Here is a 17122-nt window from a genome sequence, read left to right on the forward strand (position 1 = left end):
GATGTGGGTGATACTCAGTGTATTTTTACTGGTAGTAGTTAGCATGTACCTTGTTTTTTTAATTCTTGATTTAAGAAAAATCATTTGCCAGTTTGATTATATTCATGATGAAGATACCAATGCGGAATTAGTTTCCACATCGAAAAATCAGCTGATCCGACAGCTTTTGGATAGTAATAATCAGTTGATTCGTAAGAATAAACGGTATTATCGGGAGCAGAGGCAAAAAGAGAAGCAGCTTCATCAGCTGTTGTCCAATTTGACTCATGATTTAAAAACACCATTAACTGTTTCTTCTGGTTATACCCAGATTTTATTGAAAGACCCTGGTCTGAATGAGCAGAAGGAGATGTTGCACAAAATAGATAATAGTCTTCAATCAATCTCACACTATCTCGGCTATTTGATGGAATATAATTTGATTCAGGAAAAAGGATTGGCACTTAATCTGGAACAGCTAAATCTTTCTGAATTACTTAGAGAAAATTTGTTTACCTACTATGAGGAGTTTCAACTCAGTGCACTGTCGCTAACTATTGATATTCAGGAAGAGGTCTGGCTAATTACAGATCAAACAGTTCTGCAAAGAATTTTTCAAAATATTTTAGGAAATATGCTGAAGCATGGAACGTCATTTGCTGAAATTACGTTACATAAAACAGAAGAAGCAATTGTTTTTGAATTCAAAAATGGTTTGCTGGAGGCTATTGAAGAACCAGCGCTGCTTTTTCAGCGTTTTTTAACGGAGGATCCTTCACGAACCAATAAAAGTACTGGCTTAGGTTTGCATATTGTTAAAGAGCTGGTCGCTTTGATTGATGGAGAAGTACAAATAGATACAGAGAAGGAATTTGAAGTAGTTATCCAATTAAAAAACCAATCAGAAGCCTGAACTAGGCGGCTGATTGGTTTTTTGCTCTTTTAAAAGAAAGTCTTTTTACATTCAAAGCTGACAAATTTCATTCAGTATTTTTTATAATTCTTTTTGTCGAATAGTTAGGGAGCTTCCGAATATAGACAAAAGAATAAGGAGAAGACTAACAATGATATAGGGAACTAGTTCTTTCCCAGAAATGGCGCCAACACCGATTTGCTGAACCAATCCGAAAAAGTCAAAATATTTTAATCCATCAAAGTCAATAAGCATTGCGAATATTTGAATAGCGACTGGGTAAATAACAATAAAAACCGAAGCAATGACGGTACTGCCGCTAAGTACTAAAATCAAGGAAGCTAGGCTGAAAATCACGCTGATGACTAGACTCACACCGATTGCCAGCTTGAAGGTATCCCAGAAGAATCCACCCATATCAATGCCTTCAGCACCATACTTAAAAAAGGCAATCACAGCGGATCCGCAAAAATAAAAAATGGAGGCAACGATGAAACAAGTCAGCTGAATGACATATTTTGAAAGCATAAAGCAAAGTCGACTGACCCCAGAAGTCAAGCTATTTTTATACGTATGCTGTGAAAACTCGTAGCCAAGCAAGATAACGAACAGACCAATTAAAAAGTAAACCAGAAATGGACTGGAAAAGGCAGTATATTGAACAGCTAATGTCAAATTCCAGACAATACTTTTAGAATCTACTAAATCTGTTGTATTTACTCCTACGCTTCCAACTGTTTGACTGATAACAATCAATGCTGCATAGACGATAATCAGAAGAAACGTGATATAAAACCCTTTTGCACGAAATAGACGGTAAAAATCAGCTTTTATTAATCGAATCATTTTAAACCTCTCCTAACTCTTTAACAAGATTTGTATAGTAATTTTCCAGACTGTTTTCTTTTTTGCCGATAAAGGAAACACCAATTCCATTAGTGACTAGCAGCGTATTGATTTTTTCGGTTGAAAGCTCGCCGTCATGAATCCGCAGCTCCAAATCATTGATTACGGTGAACTCCTCGGTAACCTTTTCTTTCAGCAAAACAGAAGCGCCATGAACATCACTTGTATGGATAATAATGTCCTCTGTACATAAATCGTCAAATGCTGCTTTAGAAATCTCTTGAATGACTTCTCCCTGGTGTATGAAGCCAAAACGAGTAGACACATGATAAAGCTCGGTAAGAATATGACTGGAAATTAGAATTGTTGTATTTCTTTCCTGATTAATTTTTTCCAGTAATTCACGAAATTCGATAATAGCGATGGGATCTAACCCGTTGATTGGTTCATCTAGAATGAGGAAGTCAGGATTATTGACAAGTGCCATCGCAATCCCCAGCCGCTGTTTCATTCCTAAAGAGAAATTCTTGAACTTTTTCTTGCCGGTTGCTGCCAGGTTAACGAATTTCAATGTCTCATTAATAACTGAATAATCATGAATGCCTTTTTGAATGCAAATGATTTTCATATTTTCGTAAGCCGACAGCTTTGTAAATGCAACCGGAGCCTCAATAACAGCACCGATATGCTGGAGCGCCTGGCTATAATCCGAACGCTTTTTATCCCGTCCCAGCAGAACAATTTCTCCGCCGGATTCTTTTGATAGATCCGTAATCAGCTTCATAATAGTTGTTTTACCTGAACCGTTACGTCCAATCAGTCCGTAAATATCACCTTTCTTGACATCTAAGGAAACATTTTTTAATGCTTGTTCTTTTCCAAAATTTTTAGATACTTTTTTTAATGAAAGTACTGTTTCATTCATTATTGTTCACTCCTTCTTTCAACATCTTTACTATAGCAATTCTTTCTTAAATGGTCTCTTAAGCAACTATTAAATAACTCTTAAATAGAAAAAATCTCAAAAAAAATATCTGCTGGTAAAAAAGAGATTGAGACAGAAACGGTTAGCTTCAAGCAATAAGCCGGGATTTACGGAAATTGCGCCACAAATTTTTGCTAAATTCCGGCTTATTGCCAAAGAAGTTGTTTCTATCTCACCGTTTATTCGGATTTAAGCGTACGAAAAGTCTGGGAATTTAGTTCTGTCCCAGATTCTTGATTATTGATAATAAGTCATATAAGAGTTGAAGGTTATATTAAAAAATAGCTGTTCTTATCTGTTCATATCGAAAAAATGGTGGGAATAAAACAGAGGCATTCAGAGCTCTAGTAGTGGTGAAATATAAGAAGATATAAAATGAATGAGATACAATAAGACATTCTTGTTAACCAGACTAGGTAAAATTACGGTATGAGTAAAGGTGATAAATTATCTGGTTGGCACAACAAAGATATCCGTGTAAAATATAAGTGTAAAAAGGTTTGATAGACATGCTCAAAAATACAGGGATGGGAGTTAAAAAGAAATGAAAAAATGGAATAAATTAATTTGTTGTAATTTAATATTAATGACAGTTATGTATACAGGGAGCCCAATCTTAACCTATGCGGTTGAAAAAAATACAACTGAGGAGACGTTAGCTACTGAATCATCAAATAGTGAGTTGCAGCAATCAAATCCCATAGAAGATCAAGGTCATGAAACAAAAGATAGTATAGAAGACGATTATACTAATTCAACAATGGAATCAATAGAAAGTTCAAATGATGCACAAAAAATGTATGTAGTTGCAGATTTGTCAGCTTTTATTGATAGGGAAGTAAAGGTTACTCCAGAATCTGAATCAAATGTGCAATTAGCTGAAGCCGAAAGCGGCGATGCTTACATTGATAAAAAAGAGTCTACGGTTAATCAAAATGTCATTTTACATTTAACAGAAGATGGATGGTATACAATCCGAAATAGTATAACAAACAATTATTTAACAGTATTAGATACCGATGATGCTGCAGCAAAATCTCTTTACTATACAGTAGCACAAGGTACAGATACTCAAAAGTGGCGTTTAGTTAGTGAAGAAAACGGAGCGTATCTCATACAATCAAAAAATAATCTGTTCTTGAAAATAGCGGATTCAAATAAATTACAAGTAACTAGTGAAGGGGAGGAACAACGATGGAAGCTGGAATTTCCTCCCGCTGATAGTCAAGTAAGTGAAGAAACAACTACTTCTACCACCGTTGAAGCAACTAGTGAAAGTAGTGAAGAGGTTGAGAAATATGAAAGTGCTGCTGCTTCGGTTAATGTAGTAACAACAACTTCAGTAAGTGAGTCAAAAATAAAAATTACTATTGCTAATCTAGAAGGGACCAATGTTTCAAATGTAAAGTTTCCCACATGGAGCAACACAAATGGTCAAGACGATATTATCTGGTTGAATGGGACGCGTAATCCCGATGGATCGTGGTCAGTTATTGTAGATTCAGCTGATTTTAAAGATAGTGGACTTTTCCAAACGCATATCTATGTAACAGAAAATGGCCGTGATAAAGGTGTTGGTAAAACAAGTTATAGTTTAGAGGCACCGCCAGCGAATGTGATAACAACAACTTCAGTAAGTAAAACAAAAATGAAAATTACTATCGCTAATTTGGAAAGTAAGAATGTTTCCAATGTAAAGTTCCCAACGTGGAGCAATACGAATGGTCAAGACGATATTAAATGGTTGAACGGAACCCGTAATTCCGATGGATCGTGGTCAGTTATTGTAGACTCAGCTGAGTTCAGACATAGCGGACTGTTCAACACACATGTTTATATAACAGAAAATGGGCGCGATAAAGGTGTTGGTAAAACAAGTTATAGTTTAGAGGCACCGCCAGCGAATGTGATAACAACAACTTCATTGAGCAAAACAAGAGTAAGGGTGACTATCGCAAACCCAAATGGAGGAAATGTTTCCAATGTGAAGTTCCCAACGTGGAGCAACACAAACGGTCAAGACGACATCAAATGGTTGAATGGAACCCGTAATTCCGATGGGTCGTGGTCAGTTGTTGTGGATTCATCTGATTTTAGAAATGGTGGAGTGTTCAATACACATGTCTATATAACGGAAAACGGTCGTGATAAAGGTGTTGGTAAAATAAGTTACAGTTTAGAATTACCATCAAATGTGATAACCAAAACCTCATTGAGTAAAACGAAAATGAGAGTGAGAATTTATAATCTTAGTGGTGGGAATATTTCCAATGTGAAGTTTCCAACGTGGAGCAATACGAACGGCCAAGACGATATTAAATGGTTAAATGGTACTCGTCATTCTGATGGATCATGGTCAGTCGTTGTGAACTCAGCTGATTTTAAACATGGCGGGCTTTTCCATACACACATTTATGCAACGGAAAATGGTCGTGATAAAGGTGTAGGCTCAACAAGCTATAATTTAGAACAAGATGAAGTTGCTATTCGTCTGTCCAAACCTCCATATTACTACTCTCAATTGGATGGGCGTTGGAGTAATCTTAATTACGGAATCGCTAATTTAGGAGCAGCTGGTTGTGTGCCTACGAGTATGGCAATGATTTTAAGAGGTCACTTTGGAGTCAATGTTTCTCCTATAGACACAGCCAATAGAATTTATAGTTACGGCGGGTTCAATCAAAAGTACTTTGGTGCTTCTGGAATTGATTTTGTAAAAGGGATGAATTCTTATGGTAGAACAGTCTTAACGGTTAATAGTTTGTCAGAACTAAATGATTATTTAGCTAAAGGTTACCCAGTAGTCATGTTTGTAAATGTTGGGATTGGGCATGCGATTGTTACACAAGGGTATTCTAATGGTAAAACAACCGTTTATGATCCATATGGCAAACAGTTTTATAATGGGGCTGTATCAACAAGCCATTTATGGAATACGCCTTCTAATGATTCGATTGACTGGTCGGCAGGTCGACCATACTTTGTTATTAAATGATGAAAGAGGTATGTATGAATAGTAAATTAATAGTAGTTGTTTCTATTTTTGTGCTAATCACCATTGCTGGTTGTACTAAAAATACAGAGACGAATACTGACAAAAGTCAAGAAACGAAAAGTAATGAAGTTATTATAGATAGCTCCACAATTGATAGCTCAGATATAGATGACATTAGAAAAGAAGAACCGTCAAATACGGTTTCACAACTCAGACGTAAGCTTTATGAAGCAGGTGTTAATTCTAGTCAGATAACAGATTCTATGCTTGAACAGTATGAAAAAGAAGCTGCTGAAAAAAATATTGATTTTGCTGAGTATGTGAAAGAAGAAGTAAACAAGTAAAAAGATGAGCAAATTCCTTATAACTAGGGATTTGCTCTTTTAGTTTATAATGGTAAGAGTAATGAGTTGAGGTTGTGACAAAAGTTTGGGAATTCATTTATATCCCAGAGCCATTTTCACTATTAATCAAGAAGAAATTTCTGAAAACCTACCGTTTTTGCTTAAGGTAAAAAAATTACGTGTTCATTTTTCGAATGCAAAATCTTTCTAAAAGGAGTATTCTCAGAGAAGCAATGATGAGTAGAACATTTAATTAGAAGACAGATATGCATAGAGAGGACGAGCTGTAATGATAAAAAACGAGAAAATAAAAAGAGAATACTATCAGGCTTTACTGGAACGTAAAACGGAATACGACGGTATCTTTTTTGCAGGAATTAATACAACTGGCGTTTTCTGTCATGCGACCTGTCCAGCCAGAAAGCCTAAATATGAGCATTGTCAATTTTATGAGACAGCTGAAGAAGCATTGCTATCGGGCTTTCGTCCTTGTAAAAGATGTCATCCATTGTCTTATCCTAGGACAATTCCAGAAATCGTTCAAAAAATGGTTGATTTAGTAGAAGAGCAGCCGGAAAAGCGTTGGATGGATAGAGACTTTACTGCCCTTGGTATTCATTCTGCTACTGCTCGAAGACAGTTTAAAAAAGTTTATGGGATGACGTTTGTTCAGTTTGCCCGGGCAAGAAGGATGGGGATTGCAATGAAAACAATTAAAAAAGGCGAAAAAATCATAGATACACAGCTGGATGCCGGTTATGACTCAGCAAGCGGTTTTCACGATGCGTTCACAAAAATCATGGGACGTAAGCCTAATCAATCCAAAGAAATCATTGTTCTTTATGCTGATTGGATTGATACTACTTTAGGACCAATGCTGAGCCTTGCGGATGATGACTATCTTTATTTACTGGAATTTGTTGACCGGAGAGGCTTGGAAAGAGAAATTGAGCGCTTAAGAAATCGGCTGAATGCGCAAATTATTCCCGGAAAGACTCAAATTTCCAAGCAAATAGCAGAGGAGCTACACCAGTATTTTGACAAGAAGCTAAAAAGCTTCCAAACACCCTATAAACTGATTGGTTCAGAATTTCAAAAGAGTGTCTGGCAGCAGCTGCTACTGATTGATCGAGGAGAAACAACCAGCTATAAAAAGCTGGCAGACCGCTTAGATAAACCCAAGGCCGTACGAGCAGTAGGAACTGCTAACGGCTGTAATCAGCTGGCAATTCTGATTCCTTGCCATCGAGTGATTCAAACTAGCGGAGGCTTAGGCGGTTATGCTGGTGGATTAGAACGGAAAAAGTGGCTGCTGAACCACGAGAAAAATTATGAACAGATGCTTTAGCTGGTGAAGGTGGTTAAAGGAAGTGTGACAAAAGTGCAATCCTTATTTCCGAAAGAGCCGCTTCTGGAAGAAGAGTTATCCGAATTTCAGGAATGAAAACGCATAATGTCATCCCTTTATATGATGATAAAGCAACAGCTAAGCAATGATAGGTTGGAAATGTCTACTATAAATGGAGTTAGATAGGTATTCATTCTTTGCTTCGTTAAAATCACGAATAAGAGCTGAAATAGAAGCAGGTCGTTCTGATTTGAGAATTTCTAAATGAAGACTTAATGTATGGTGTGGAACACAATCATAATCTTTTTCTTTTTTTTCCTTCCGTGATATACTTCTTTCGATTAAAGAAAGGGAGAGAATATATGATTTCAAAAAAATTAGCATTACTTGGTTTAGTAGGAGCAGCAACAATTGCTTTAGGAGCCTGTGGCGCTGACAACGATAAAAAAGACAGCTCAGCTTCATCATCTACAATGGAGATGAGTACAGCTGGCAGCAGCGAAACAGATGTAGTTTCAACAGCTTCAGTCAGTGATGATCCTGCAGTTCTTGAGGAAGCATTATCTAAAGACGGCAACTGGATTGTTGCGGCAACGAAAGATGTTGACTTCACAAAAGATGTAACTGTTTCAGGAGAGTTCCATGATAAAGGAGAAGACAGCGGCGATATTTACAGAAAGCTAGCGTTGTATTCTCAAGATGCAGACCGTAATGTCACTGCAGAATATACAATTACAGTGCCTACATTGACAGTTGAATCTGAAAACTTTAACATTGTTCACGGAACTGTAAAAGGTGATATCGTTGTTAAAGCAAATGGCTTTGTATTGAACGGTGCCAAGGTTGAAGGAAATGTTACATTTGAAAAACAAGAATTTCAAGATTCAGCGACGCTTGATGAAGATGGTGCGTCTGTAACAGGTGATGTTACAGTTAGCGAATAAGACCAGCTTAGCTGTTTTGCTGAATAGAAAAAAAGAAGCTTAGAGTGCTTTTGATAGATAGCACTCTAAGCTTCTTTTATATTGTAAAATAGATGAAATTTTTCCAATGATTTTTGACTTTAATTGTCTATCATAGTAATCTAATAAGGGCTTTGTTATGATTTTCACGAGAGGTTGAGAAAGGAGTTTATCCTGTGGGATATATAGAATTTCACGGTTTATCAAAGCGGTATCCGAAAAAGGAGCAATGGGCGCTGAAAGAGTTTCAGCTTTCTATGGAGCGTGGCGAGTTTTTGGCGATTGTCGGTCCAAGCGGTAGTGGAAAATCGACATTACTAAATGTTCTGACTGGATTTGAGGATGCAACAGCAGGCAGCTTCATTTTAGAGGGGGAAGATGTGACGAATCGTCCGCCAAAGAACCGGAATATTTCTTTGGTTTTTCAAGAGTATGCGTTATTCCCTCATATGACAGTGAAGGAAAATATCTCTTTTGGAATGAAAATTCGTAAAGAGGGAAAACAATATATAGAAGAAAAGGTAAAATGGGCAGCTGAAAAGCTGGAGCTGAAGGAATTGCTTCAAGAGAAACCGAAGCATCTTTCTGGAGGTCAGCGGCAGCGTGTAGCATTAGCCAGAGCTATTGTGCGGGAACCCAAATTATTCTTATTAGACGAACCATTATCAAATCTTGATGCGAAGCTGCGGGAGCAAACAGGTGCCTTGATTCGTCAGGTTCATGATCAGCTTGAAGCCACAACGATTTTTGTCACCCATGCCCAGGATGAAGCGATGTCTTTGGCCGACCGAATTGTGGTAGTTAAGGATGGAGCGATTCAGCAAATCGGTACGCCAAAAGAGATTTACGAGCGGCCTGACAATTTATTTGTGGCGCGTTTTATTGGCCGGCCGGAAATCAATTGTTTAGCCGGAGAGCTTCTGGCAGACGGTTCCTTACGAGTAGGGCAGCAGATTATCGGGCAGGGCTTTGATTATGTACCAGCTCAAAAGGTGACCGCCGCCATTCGAAGCGAGGATTTGGCAATTGTAGCCTCTGAAAAAGACAGCTTAAAGGGCTCTGTTCAGTCTATTCGTTATTTAGGCAGTGATTTGCTGGTATCTATTCTATGGGGAGAGGTTCCCTTGATAATCAGAACGGCACCAGACGCAGAGGTTACAGTTGGTCAGGAGATTTACTTTTTAATAAATCAAAGCAAAATACTTGTTTTTAGCAATGAAGATAATCAAAAATTAAATGTATTATAGTATGGAGGAAAAAACATGAAAAAAATTGTTGCAGCAGTCAATGTGGTGGGATTAAGCTTGTTACTTGCAGCTTGCGGATCAGGTAGTACAAAGAAAGAAACACAGGATAATGGAAAAATCAGCGGCGAAATCACAGTGGTGACAAACCGGACAGATGCAGACGAGCTGTACGAAAAAATGGAAGCAGCCTTTAAGAAAAAATATCCGGAAGTAACAGACATTAAATGGGAATCATCAGGAACTGATTACGACCAGTATATTATGACTCGGATGAATACGAAAGATTACGGTGATGTTGTGTTTATTCCTTTTTCAATGGCAGGAACGCCGGAAGAATATGAAAAATATTTTGAGCCGCTTGGTAAAGTAGAAGAAATGGAAAAAGACTACATTGATGTTACAGAAGCCGATTTTGAAGATACGGCTTATGGTTTACCTACAGTGCTAAACTCATTAGGACTGGTTTATAATCAAGAGGTTTTTGATAAGGCAGGTATTAAAGAACTGCCGACATCAACAGAAGAGTTAGTAGAAGCTGCTGAAACGATTAAAGAAAAAACAGGAGCAGTTCCTTTCTATACAAATTATCAGCGTTTAGCTGTTTGGGCGGGGGCGTTATCTTCTTATGGAGGGGAAGACTTTAAAGCAGCGGTACTAGAAGAAGGAACCGCGTTTGCAGAGGGACAGCCAATTCGTGAAGTGATGGATTTAATTTATGATTTAGCATCTAAAGGTCTCATCGAGTCAGATCCGATTACTTTGGAAGGTCAACAAGCACAACAGCAGCTGGCTGATGGGAAAATCGCGATGCTGATGAGTGGTTCTCAAGATGTAGCTCCAATTCAAGCACTGACTAAAACAGAAGACACTATCAAGATTATGCCGTTTCCTGTGTTATTAGAGGGCAAAACCAGCCTGGCATTGGGCGCGCCTTCTGTAGTAGGAATCAATAAAAATTCAGAAAACAAAGCCGCAGCAAAAGCATTTATGGAATTTTTCATTTCACCTGAGAGCGGGTTTGCTGAAGACATGGGCGGTATGACACCAGTCAAAGCAGCGTTGAATGAGGAAGAAAAGCAATTGGTTGATGAAAATAATGTCATTTTAACAGCGCCTGCAGCTTCTACAAAAGTAGAGACAACCTATACAGCGATTGCTAATGAAGCCGGTATTGCCCGGCTGACAGATGCCTTGCAAAAAGTAGTAAATATTGGGCTATATCCTGATCAGAATGAAAGCTACGAAGAGTACGTAAAGACCTTAGAAGAAAAATGGGAAGCAGCAGCTAAAAACCATGAATAAAAGACTGACCAAGGAGGAGAAGAGAATTATTTTTCTCTTTCTCCTTTTACCTGTTTGTCTGATGATTATTTTTGGTCTTTTACCTGTTTTCATGCTGATTTATAACAGCTTTACTGATTGGGATGGTCTTTCTAGTGAAAAGAATTTTATAGGCTTTACAAATTACCTCACGATTTTTAAAAACCCAATATACTTCGCAGCATTTAAAAATAATCTTTATTATTTAGGCTCAGGCCTGCTGCAGATTGTTTTAGCGCTGTTGCTGGCAGTGCTTCTTTCGACGAAAACAAGAGGAAAAACGGTGTTTAAAGCATTTTTTGTTTTTCCAATTCTAATCAGCGGTGTTGCAGTATCCATGATTTTTCGTCTTTTTTTTGAGCCAGACGGCTCATTTGATCAGCTGCTGAATTTTCTACATCTGAACGGTACGATTCGTTACTGGCTAGGTGATCCAAGAATTGTAAATCTCACGTTGGCATTTATCTCATTATGGCGGCACTTGGGAACTAGTTTCTTACTTTATTTTGCTGCGGTCCAGAGTATACCGGAGGTCTATTATCGAGCCGCAGAGCTGGAAGGTGCTTCATTTTGGCAGCAGCTGCGCTGGATTATTCTCCCGAATATTCGAACAGTTTTGAAGCTTAACTTTGTTTTGTTGACTATTGGAGCTGTTTCTGCCTTTGAAATTCCACTGGTGATGACAAATGGTTCAAATGGCACAATGACATTTTTACTACAGACGATGAAAACAGCCTTTGATCAAAAACTGGTTGGTCTAGGCTCAGCCATGGCGGTGTTAATGACGCTGCTTATCATTGCGTTGAGTCTAGTTCAACAGAAATTCCAACAGGAGGAAACGACATGAAGCAGTTGACAGGAACTATTTTCAAATACTTCTTTTTGCTTGCCTGGCTGTTTATCTGTCTGTACCCATTGTTGACGGTTCTTTTTGGCTCATTTAAAAGCTATGAAGAGTTTAATGCCAGCTCAGGTCTTGCTCTTCCCGAGAGTTTAAACCTTGCCAACTATCAGCAGGCGTTCCAGCAGGGAAAGATTTTGACGGGGTTTGTGAATACTTTTATTCTGGTATTCTGTGGAGTAGTCGGTAGTGTGCTGATTGGGTCGATGACTGCCTATATCTTAAACCGTTTTGATTTTCCTTTTAAAAAGCTGCTTATCGGAGGCTATTTCTTATTATCAATGGTTCCCATGGTGGTGTCGCAAATCTCTACGTTTCGGATTATTGTTGCTTTGGGCTGGTACGACCGGTTGATTGCTCCAGTGATTATTTATCTGGGAGCAGATGTTGTAATGATTTTTATTTATCTACAAATGTATGAGAAGATACCAAGAGAATTGGATAAAGCAGCGCTTTTAGAGGGAGCCAGCTATTTTCAGGTTTATTGGAAAGTACTTTTTCCACTATTGTCTCCAGCTACAGCCACAGTCAGCATGCTAAAGATGATTAGTATCTACAACGACTTCTATTTGCCTTTTCTCTATTTACCGGGAGAAAAACATGGAACAGTAGCCACTGCCCTGTATCGGTTTATTGGACCGAATCAAACAAACTGGCAGGTGATTTGTGCCCTTCTAGTGATTAGTGTTCTGCCCATGCTGCTTTTCTATCTGGTGCTGCAAAAGTATATTTATAATGGTTTGGCCGGAGGTGTAAAGGGATGATAAAAGAGGCAGTCATTTATTTATGGGGCTTTGCCAAACGAAGCTATACAGTGATGGAAATTCGCACGGGCTTTGCAACCGGGCTACCGGTACTTAGCGGCGGTTTGTTTGGGGCTTGCCTGTCAGGTGAGCTAAAGATTGTTGAGCTGGTTTTATTTACGATTGCTGGTTTTTGTTTTAATATCATCGCAAATACAGCGAATGAAATCCGTGCCTATATAGCCAATGAAGAAAATGAAGAAACCTTTACGGGGCATGCAGGCAGCGAGGGCTTGGTTAGAGGTGATGCCAAATTTATTGATGCAGTGTTAGTTTTATTACTGATGCTGGGATTAGGCGGGGGTAGTGGACTTTTGCTGGTCTGGCTGACTAAAAGTGTGGGTCTGTTTGTCTGGGGCGTGCTCTCTGTCCTTGCGGCGTTTACCTATTCATTGGGACCCAAGCCATATTTGTTGTTTCCTGTAACAGAGCTGGTTTCCGGCTTTTTCGTTGGAGGTTTAAGCTGTTATCTGTCCGCATATATTCAAGCTGGGGGAAATAGCTGGTCAATTTTGTGGTATAGCTTGATTTCTATGATTTTTACTATTTTTCTGATGTCCACAAATAATATTGGGGATTATAAAAAGGATATGGGTGTTCGTCGGACACTTCCTCATGTCATTGGTTTTCGCCGGGCAATTCTATTGTTGATTCCTGAAGCAGGAATCATGGTCGCTGCCTGGACAGCTCTTTTGTTTATTGGCGCGATTCCGTGGTGGCAGTACCTGGTTGGCTGGCTGATTTTTTATCGGCAGGGATATGTGAACTGGTATAAAGACTATTATCATATTCAGGAGGTTTATCCGGAAATGGGGAGAGAATACGGTCCTCGTCCATTGCTGTTAATCTATCATTTTCACGGCTGGATGAGCCTTATCTTTTTGATTCAGCTATTGGGAGGCGGAAACATATGACAAAAATTCGTTTGTATCAAAATAAAACCAATCCGCTGGTATTACCGATTGTTTTAGCAGATAGGCTAGGATATTTTGATAGGTATCAGACAGTAGTGGATTTGGAATTAGCAGAAAGCTTTCAGTTTCATTCAAACAAGAGCTTTGTAGACAATGAAGTTGATGGAGTGATGGGAGATTTGACTTTTTTCTTTGACTATTTAAAGCAAGGGAAAGAAGCGGTGGTTACTTCTACTTTAACACGCACTATTCAATTGATTGGCTATCCTGAAGCTTTGAAAAAAAGGGGACTGCGTGTTGGGGCCGCCAGAAAAGGGCTGTTTCCATTTTTTATGGACTATGACTTAAAAGAGATGCTTGAAGATCCTGAAATCGTTTGGATTGATAATACTTATGAACGGATAAACGCATTGGAGAATAAAGAGATTGATGCGCTGGTTGCTATTGAGCCTTTCATTACACAAATCAGAAAGCTTTTGCCAACTGCTGTTTTTTGGGATTCTGCTGCCAGTGATAAAACAATGGTTATGTGGTGTTTTGACAAGGCGTTTTATCAAAAAAATCCGCTGCTGGTAAAAAATTTTCATTTAGCATTGGAGGCAGCAGCAGCTGATTTTAATCAGCTTTCACCAGATGAAAAAATTAGGCAGTGTCTGGAAGTTGCCGACTATAGCCAAGAGGCAGCAGAAGAGATGGTTCATTTCATGTTTGAACCGCAGAAAAATTATTCTGTCCGAGATTTTGAACTGTTGGCTAATTGGCTGGCAGAGGACGGTCAGCTAGCTGAATCATTGAAAGGTAAGGACTACATTGCACAGATTTATACTGAGTGAAAAGAAAAGGAGACAAAAACAGATTTCTGTCTTGTCTCCTTTTTTCTAATTATCTTAATACATCCAGCACTTCTTCATAAGCTTCAACTTGGGCATATAGGCGCTGAATCTGCAGCTCATTTTCAATGTAGTTGATTGAGTTTCCAAGGTGCTCCTGACGACGGTCTTCCAAGCGTTCTACTTCTTTTTTTGCTTCATTCGCTAGTTTTGTAACTTTTTCAATTGATTCTGACATGATTCATTCCTCCAAACGTTCACTTCTGTATAAATCTTTTAAAAGATCCGAGAAATCCTGCTGCTTTCTTTTAAAGGCTTTATATAAGTTAAGCCTACTCCTATCGGAGAATAGATACAAAAATTTGGCTTTCATTTTTCAGAAAAAGGTTAATATTTTGAAAGTTAATTTAGCAGTGCCAGTCCAATTGAGAGATAGGAAGCAAAGCAGATCCAGAGAAAATAGGGAATAAACAGGCGTGCAGCCCAAATTTGTACACGATAGAAAAGTACAATAGACAGCAGAATCAGACCTGCTAAAGCCAAACAAAGAATGGCTCCTATCCACATGTATTCTCCACCAAAGAAAATCAGACTCCAAATAAAGTTGACCATTAGCTGTATGACAAACAAAAGGATGGCTTGCTGCTTATTTTTTTGGCGGGCATCCGCTGTAATGAGTAGATATAAGCTCACACCAATTAAAAAATAAAGAACAATCCAAATGATTCCTACCCAACTACCCGGTGGCGAAAAAGGTGGTTTTGTCATGGCAGCATATTGTCCGCGAATATCGCCTGCCAATAAGCCGGATAGGCTGCCGACGAGTTCCACACCGATAATACAAGCTATCAATGAGCTGATTTGCTTTCCAGTTACTTTCATAAATAGTCTCTCCCTTCTATTTTAGTGTACATAATTATCAGGAATTTATCGAAAATATGGCTTGAAAATTAGCTGAACAGCGTAAAAACAGTCTGGCTAAAGTGAGAAGTTCACTAGCTTAGCCAGACTGTTTCTGTGTTAGGCTGCCACTGGGTTATTCGGAAGCAGTGGTCTATTTTTGGCATATTTTTTTGTTACTCTGTTGTAAAGCGATACGTTGTCCGGTGCTCAGGTAGCGAATCCGATGTATAGTCAATAGAGCCCCATTGTGGATGATGCACAAGATCAGGGATTTCCTGTGTTTCTAAGGCGATGCCATAATTGCTGTGCATCGGTCTTCCGTTTACTATGAAAGGCGCATTAAAATCTGTTGTTGAGAAGACAACGACACTTTGTCGACTAGTAGTTATTTCCATACGCCTCCCGCTGACAGGGTCGGATAGAAGGAGCTGAGCTGGGACTGTGTCCAGAATGAATACGTCGTCTAGACCCTTAGGAATCTCCTTCAAGAAATGACTGAGTGGTTTAGACGTTGTGAAATCAAAGGGCGTACCCTGAACGTTTTGCAGCTCTCCAGTAGGCAGTTTATCATTATCCGTTACTACGCGCTGTTTTGCTTGGATTTGCAACAGCTGTTCATCAATGTCCCGCTTTCCGTTGCCGGAAAGATTGAAATAAGCGTGATTTGTAGGATTAATCAAGGTATGAGCAGCTGTCTGATAAGTCATTTTCATAAGCAGTGTGTCTTTGGTTAATTCATACGTGGCAGCAACTGTGATGGGTCCGGGATAGCCGGAAAGATTGTCTGTCAGAGAAAAGCGAACGCCAACCCGGTCAATTTCCTGAAAGGTTTGATAGTCCCAATATTGAAAAGACCAGCCCTGAGAGCCGCCGTGGATATGGTGTTTTCCTTCATTTTGTTCCAGCTGAACAGCCCCCCATTTACCTTCCCTCGTTCTACCAGCCACAGGTCCGACAACAGCACCAAAGAATGCCTGATCCTTTAAAACATCAAGAGGCTCATCGTGAGAGAGAAGAATATTCTCAGAAGCTCCAGAACGATCCGGCGCAAAAAGCTGATAAAGGCGTGCACCTAAGTTCAAAAAACTAACCTTTAACTTTTCGTTTTCTAAGACAATCAAATCCAGCGAATCATAATAGTTTTTATGAATGTGTGTTTTCATTTTTGTGCTCCCAGACATTTTTCAGATAAGCATAGGTTAATTCAGCAGTAGAAGGAAGCAGAGGAATGTCACTGCCTAGATCCTCAGCTTTACCGATACCTACAGGGAGTGCACCGCTGGCTTTGATTGCCGTAATTCCCGCCTGAGAATCTTCAATACCTATACAGGCGTTTACAGGCACATTTAACTGCTCAGCCGCTGCTGCAAAAATATCTGGTGCCGGCTTTCCGGCAGCGACAGATCCAGGGTCAACAATCGTATCAAAGTATGAAGACAGGGACATCTTGTCCAGCAGAACTGGTCCGTTTTTACTGGCAGAAGCTAGTGCTGTTTTAACACCTGCTTTTTTTAGGTCCTGCAACAATTTTAAGATACCCGGATAGATATTTTCCGGTGAAATCTGCTGAATCATTTCAACGTAATTATCATTTTTTCTTTTAGCAAATGCGGTAAACTCTTCTGGAGAGTAAACGTCTGTCTGTCCGCCGTAGGCCAGAATTAAGTTTAGAGAATCTTCACGGCTCACGCCTTTCAGCTGCTCATTGAAGCCTCTGTCGATGGAAATTCCCAGCTCCTCACCCAACTTTTTCCAAGCAAGATAGTGGTATTCTGCAGTGTCAGTGATTACTCCGTCTAAATCAAATAGTACGCCTTGAAACATTTGTTTCT

The 17122-nt window shown here is 39.1% G+C and carries 17 protein-coding genes; 11 read left to right on the forward strand and 6 right to left on the reverse strand.

Annotation, left to right across the window (positions count from 1 at the left end):
• Position 1 precedes the first annotated feature (1 nt).
• Positions 2-892: a sensor histidine kinase gene (locus AC1Z3K_RS04965; RefSeq protein ID WP_426080810.1), complete on the forward strand. Its 891-nt coding sequence runs from the start codon at positions 2-4 to the stop codon at positions 890-892.
• 81 nt (positions 893-973) lie between these two features.
• Here AC1Z3K_RS04965 and AC1Z3K_RS04970 read toward each other — a convergent pair whose 3' ends face one another.
• Together AC1Z3K_RS04970 and AC1Z3K_RS04975 are read right to left on the reverse strand one after the other, a co-directional pair.
• Positions 974-1738 (reverse strand): ABC transporter permease, encoded by a 765-nt coding sequence (locus tag AC1Z3K_RS04970; RefSeq protein ID WP_426080809.1) that lies wholly within the window; start codon positions 1736-1738, stop codon positions 974-976.
• Between the two features lies 1 nt (position 1739).
• On the reverse strand, positions 1740-2663 hold the full coding sequence (locus tag AC1Z3K_RS04975) for an ABC transporter ATP-binding protein (RefSeq protein ID WP_426080808.1): 924 nt from the start codon (positions 2661-2663) through the stop codon (positions 1740-1742).
• Positions 2664-3318: 655 nt separating this feature from the next.
• Here AC1Z3K_RS04975 and AC1Z3K_RS04980 point away from each other — a divergent pair.
• The 10 genes from AC1Z3K_RS04980 to AC1Z3K_RS05025 all read left to right on the forward strand — a co-directional run bounded on the left by AC1Z3K_RS04980 (position 3319) and on the right by AC1Z3K_RS05025 (position 14390).
• Positions 3319-5718, forward strand: coding sequence for a GBS Bsp-like repeat-containing protein (locus AC1Z3K_RS04980; protein WP_461732029.1), 2400 nt, complete (start codon positions 3319-3321; stop codon positions 5716-5718).
• Between the two features lie 14 nt (positions 5719-5732).
• Positions 5733-6062 (forward strand): hypothetical protein, encoded by a 330-nt coding sequence (locus AC1Z3K_RS04985; RefSeq protein WP_461732030.1) that lies wholly within the window; start codon positions 5733-5735, stop codon positions 6060-6062.
• A gap of 289 nt (positions 6063-6351) precedes the next feature.
• Positions 6352-7410, forward strand: a complete 1059-nt coding sequence (locus AC1Z3K_RS04990) for a bifunctional transcriptional activator/DNA repair enzyme AdaA (RefSeq protein WP_461732031.1) — start codon at positions 6352-6354, stop codon at positions 7408-7410.
• Between the two features lie 362 nt (positions 7411-7772).
• On the forward strand, positions 7773-8354 hold the full coding sequence (locus AC1Z3K_RS04995; RefSeq protein ID WP_426080804.1) for a bactofilin family protein: 582 nt from the start codon (positions 7773-7775) through the stop codon (positions 8352-8354).
• Positions 8355-8548: 194 nt separating this feature from the next.
• Positions 8549-9619 (forward strand): ABC transporter ATP-binding protein, encoded by a 1071-nt coding sequence (locus tag AC1Z3K_RS05000; RefSeq protein WP_461732032.1) that lies wholly within the window; start codon positions 8549-8551, stop codon positions 9617-9619.
• A gap of 15 nt (positions 9620-9634) precedes the next feature.
• Positions 9635-10921 carry an ABC transporter substrate-binding protein gene (locus AC1Z3K_RS05005; protein WP_461732033.1) on the forward strand — a complete coding sequence of 429 codons (1287 nt, stop codon included), beginning with the start codon at positions 9635-9637 and terminating at the stop codon, positions 10919-10921.
• Entirely contained in the window at positions 10914-11786 is an 873-nt protein-coding gene (locus tag AC1Z3K_RS05010; protein WP_426080801.1) for a carbohydrate ABC transporter permease, read from the forward strand. Before AC1Z3K_RS05005 ends, AC1Z3K_RS05010 begins: the two co-directional genes overlap by 8 nt.
• Positions 11783-12604, forward strand: coding sequence for a carbohydrate ABC transporter permease (locus AC1Z3K_RS05015; RefSeq protein ID WP_426080800.1), 822 nt, complete (start codon positions 11783-11785; stop codon positions 12602-12604). Before AC1Z3K_RS05010 ends, AC1Z3K_RS05015 begins: the two co-directional genes overlap by 4 nt.
• Positions 12601-13557, forward strand: coding sequence for a prenyltransferase (locus AC1Z3K_RS05020; protein ID WP_426080799.1), 957 nt, complete (start codon positions 12601-12603; stop codon positions 13555-13557). The genes AC1Z3K_RS05015 and AC1Z3K_RS05020 overlap by 4 nt, the downstream gene beginning before the upstream one ends.
• Positions 13554-14390: an ABC transporter substrate-binding protein gene (locus AC1Z3K_RS05025; RefSeq protein WP_461732034.1), complete on the forward strand. Its 837-nt coding sequence runs from the start codon at positions 13554-13556 to the stop codon at positions 14388-14390. Before AC1Z3K_RS05020 ends, AC1Z3K_RS05025 begins: the two co-directional genes overlap by 4 nt.
• A gap of 49 nt (positions 14391-14439) precedes the next feature.
• On the opposite strand, the gene AC1Z3K_RS05030 is transcribed toward AC1Z3K_RS05025, so the two are convergent.
• From AC1Z3K_RS05030 to pgmB, 4 genes are all read right to left on the reverse strand, one after another.
• Positions 14440-14625, reverse strand: a complete 186-nt coding sequence (locus AC1Z3K_RS05030; protein ID WP_426080797.1) for a hypothetical protein — start codon at positions 14623-14625, stop codon at positions 14440-14442.
• 164 nt (positions 14626-14789) lie between these two features.
• Positions 14790-15269 carry a TspO/MBR family protein gene (locus AC1Z3K_RS05035; RefSeq protein ID WP_461732035.1) on the reverse strand — a complete coding sequence of 160 codons (480 nt, stop codon included), beginning with the start codon at positions 15267-15269 and terminating at the stop codon, positions 14790-14792.
• Between the two features lie 194 nt (positions 15270-15463).
• The gene (locus tag AC1Z3K_RS05040) at positions 15464-16453 is read right to left on the reverse strand and encodes an aldose epimerase family protein (RefSeq protein WP_461732036.1); all 990 of its coding nucleotides are present in this window, start codon (positions 16451-16453) and stop codon (positions 15464-15466) included.
• The gene (gene pgmB, locus AC1Z3K_RS05045; RefSeq protein ID WP_461732037.1) at positions 16434-17114 is read right to left on the reverse strand and encodes a beta-phosphoglucomutase; all 681 of its coding nucleotides are present in this window, start codon (positions 17112-17114) and stop codon (positions 16434-16436) included. Before pgmB ends, AC1Z3K_RS05040 begins: the two co-directional genes overlap by 20 nt.
• Positions 17115-17122 lie beyond the last annotated feature (8 nt).

The organism is Enterococcus sp. LJL128 (assembly GCF_056924295.1).

Bases quoted from the DNA above. Each gene is read 5' to 3' on its own strand.
- AC1Z3K_RS05035 (WP_461732035.1), bottom strand. From the start codon at position 15,269: ATGAAAGTAACTGGAAAGCAAATCAGCTCATTGATAGCTTGTATTATC.
- AC1Z3K_RS05010 (WP_426080801.1), top strand. From the start codon at position 10,914: ATGAATAAAAGACTGACCAAGGAGGAGAAGAGAATTATTTTTCTCTTT.
- AC1Z3K_RS04980 (WP_461732029.1), top strand. From the start codon at position 3,319: ATGTATACAGGGAGCCCAATCTTAACCTATGCGGTTGAAAAAAATACA.
- AC1Z3K_RS05015 (WP_426080800.1), top strand. From the start codon at position 11,783: ATGAAGCAGTTGACAGGAACTATTTTCAAATACTTCTTTTTGCTTGCC.
- AC1Z3K_RS04970 (WP_426080809.1), bottom strand. From the start codon at position 1,738: ATGATTCGATTAATAAAAGCTGATTTTTACCGTCTATTTCGTGCAAAA.
- AC1Z3K_RS05040 (WP_461732036.1), bottom strand. From the start codon at position 16,453: ATGAAAACACACATTCATAAAAACTATTATGATTCGCTGGATTTGATT.
- AC1Z3K_RS05025 (WP_461732034.1), top strand. From the start codon at position 13,554: ATGACAAAAATTCGTTTGTATCAAAATAAAACCAATCCGCTGGTATTA.
- AC1Z3K_RS04975 (WP_426080808.1), bottom strand. From the start codon at position 2,663: ATGAATGAAACAGTACTTTCATTAAAAAAAGTATCTAAAAATTTTGGA.
- AC1Z3K_RS05020 (WP_426080799.1), top strand. From the start codon at position 12,601: ATGATAAAAGAGGCAGTCATTTATTTATGGGGCTTTGCCAAACGAAGC.
- AC1Z3K_RS05030 (WP_426080797.1), bottom strand. From the start codon at position 14,625: ATGTCAGAATCAATTGAAAAAGTTACAAAACTAGCGAATGAAGCAAAA.
- AC1Z3K_RS04995 (WP_426080804.1), top strand. From the start codon at position 7,773: ATGATTTCAAAAAAATTAGCATTACTTGGTTTAGTAGGAGCAGCAACA.
- pgmB (WP_461732037.1), bottom strand. From the start codon at position 17,114: ATGTTTCAAGGCGTACTATTTGATTTAGACGGAGTAATCACTGACACT.
- AC1Z3K_RS05005 (WP_461732033.1), top strand. From the start codon at position 9,635: ATGAAAAAAATTGTTGCAGCAGTCAATGTGGTGGGATTAAGCTTGTTA.
- AC1Z3K_RS04990 (WP_461732031.1), top strand. From the start codon at position 6,352: ATGATAAAAAACGAGAAAATAAAAAGAGAATACTATCAGGCTTTACTG.
- AC1Z3K_RS04965 (WP_426080810.1), top strand. From the start codon at position 2: ATGTGGGTGATACTCAGTGTATTTTTACTGGTAGTAGTTAGCATGTAC.
- AC1Z3K_RS04985 (WP_461732030.1), top strand. From the start codon at position 5,733: ATGAATAGTAAATTAATAGTAGTTGTTTCTATTTTTGTGCTAATCACC.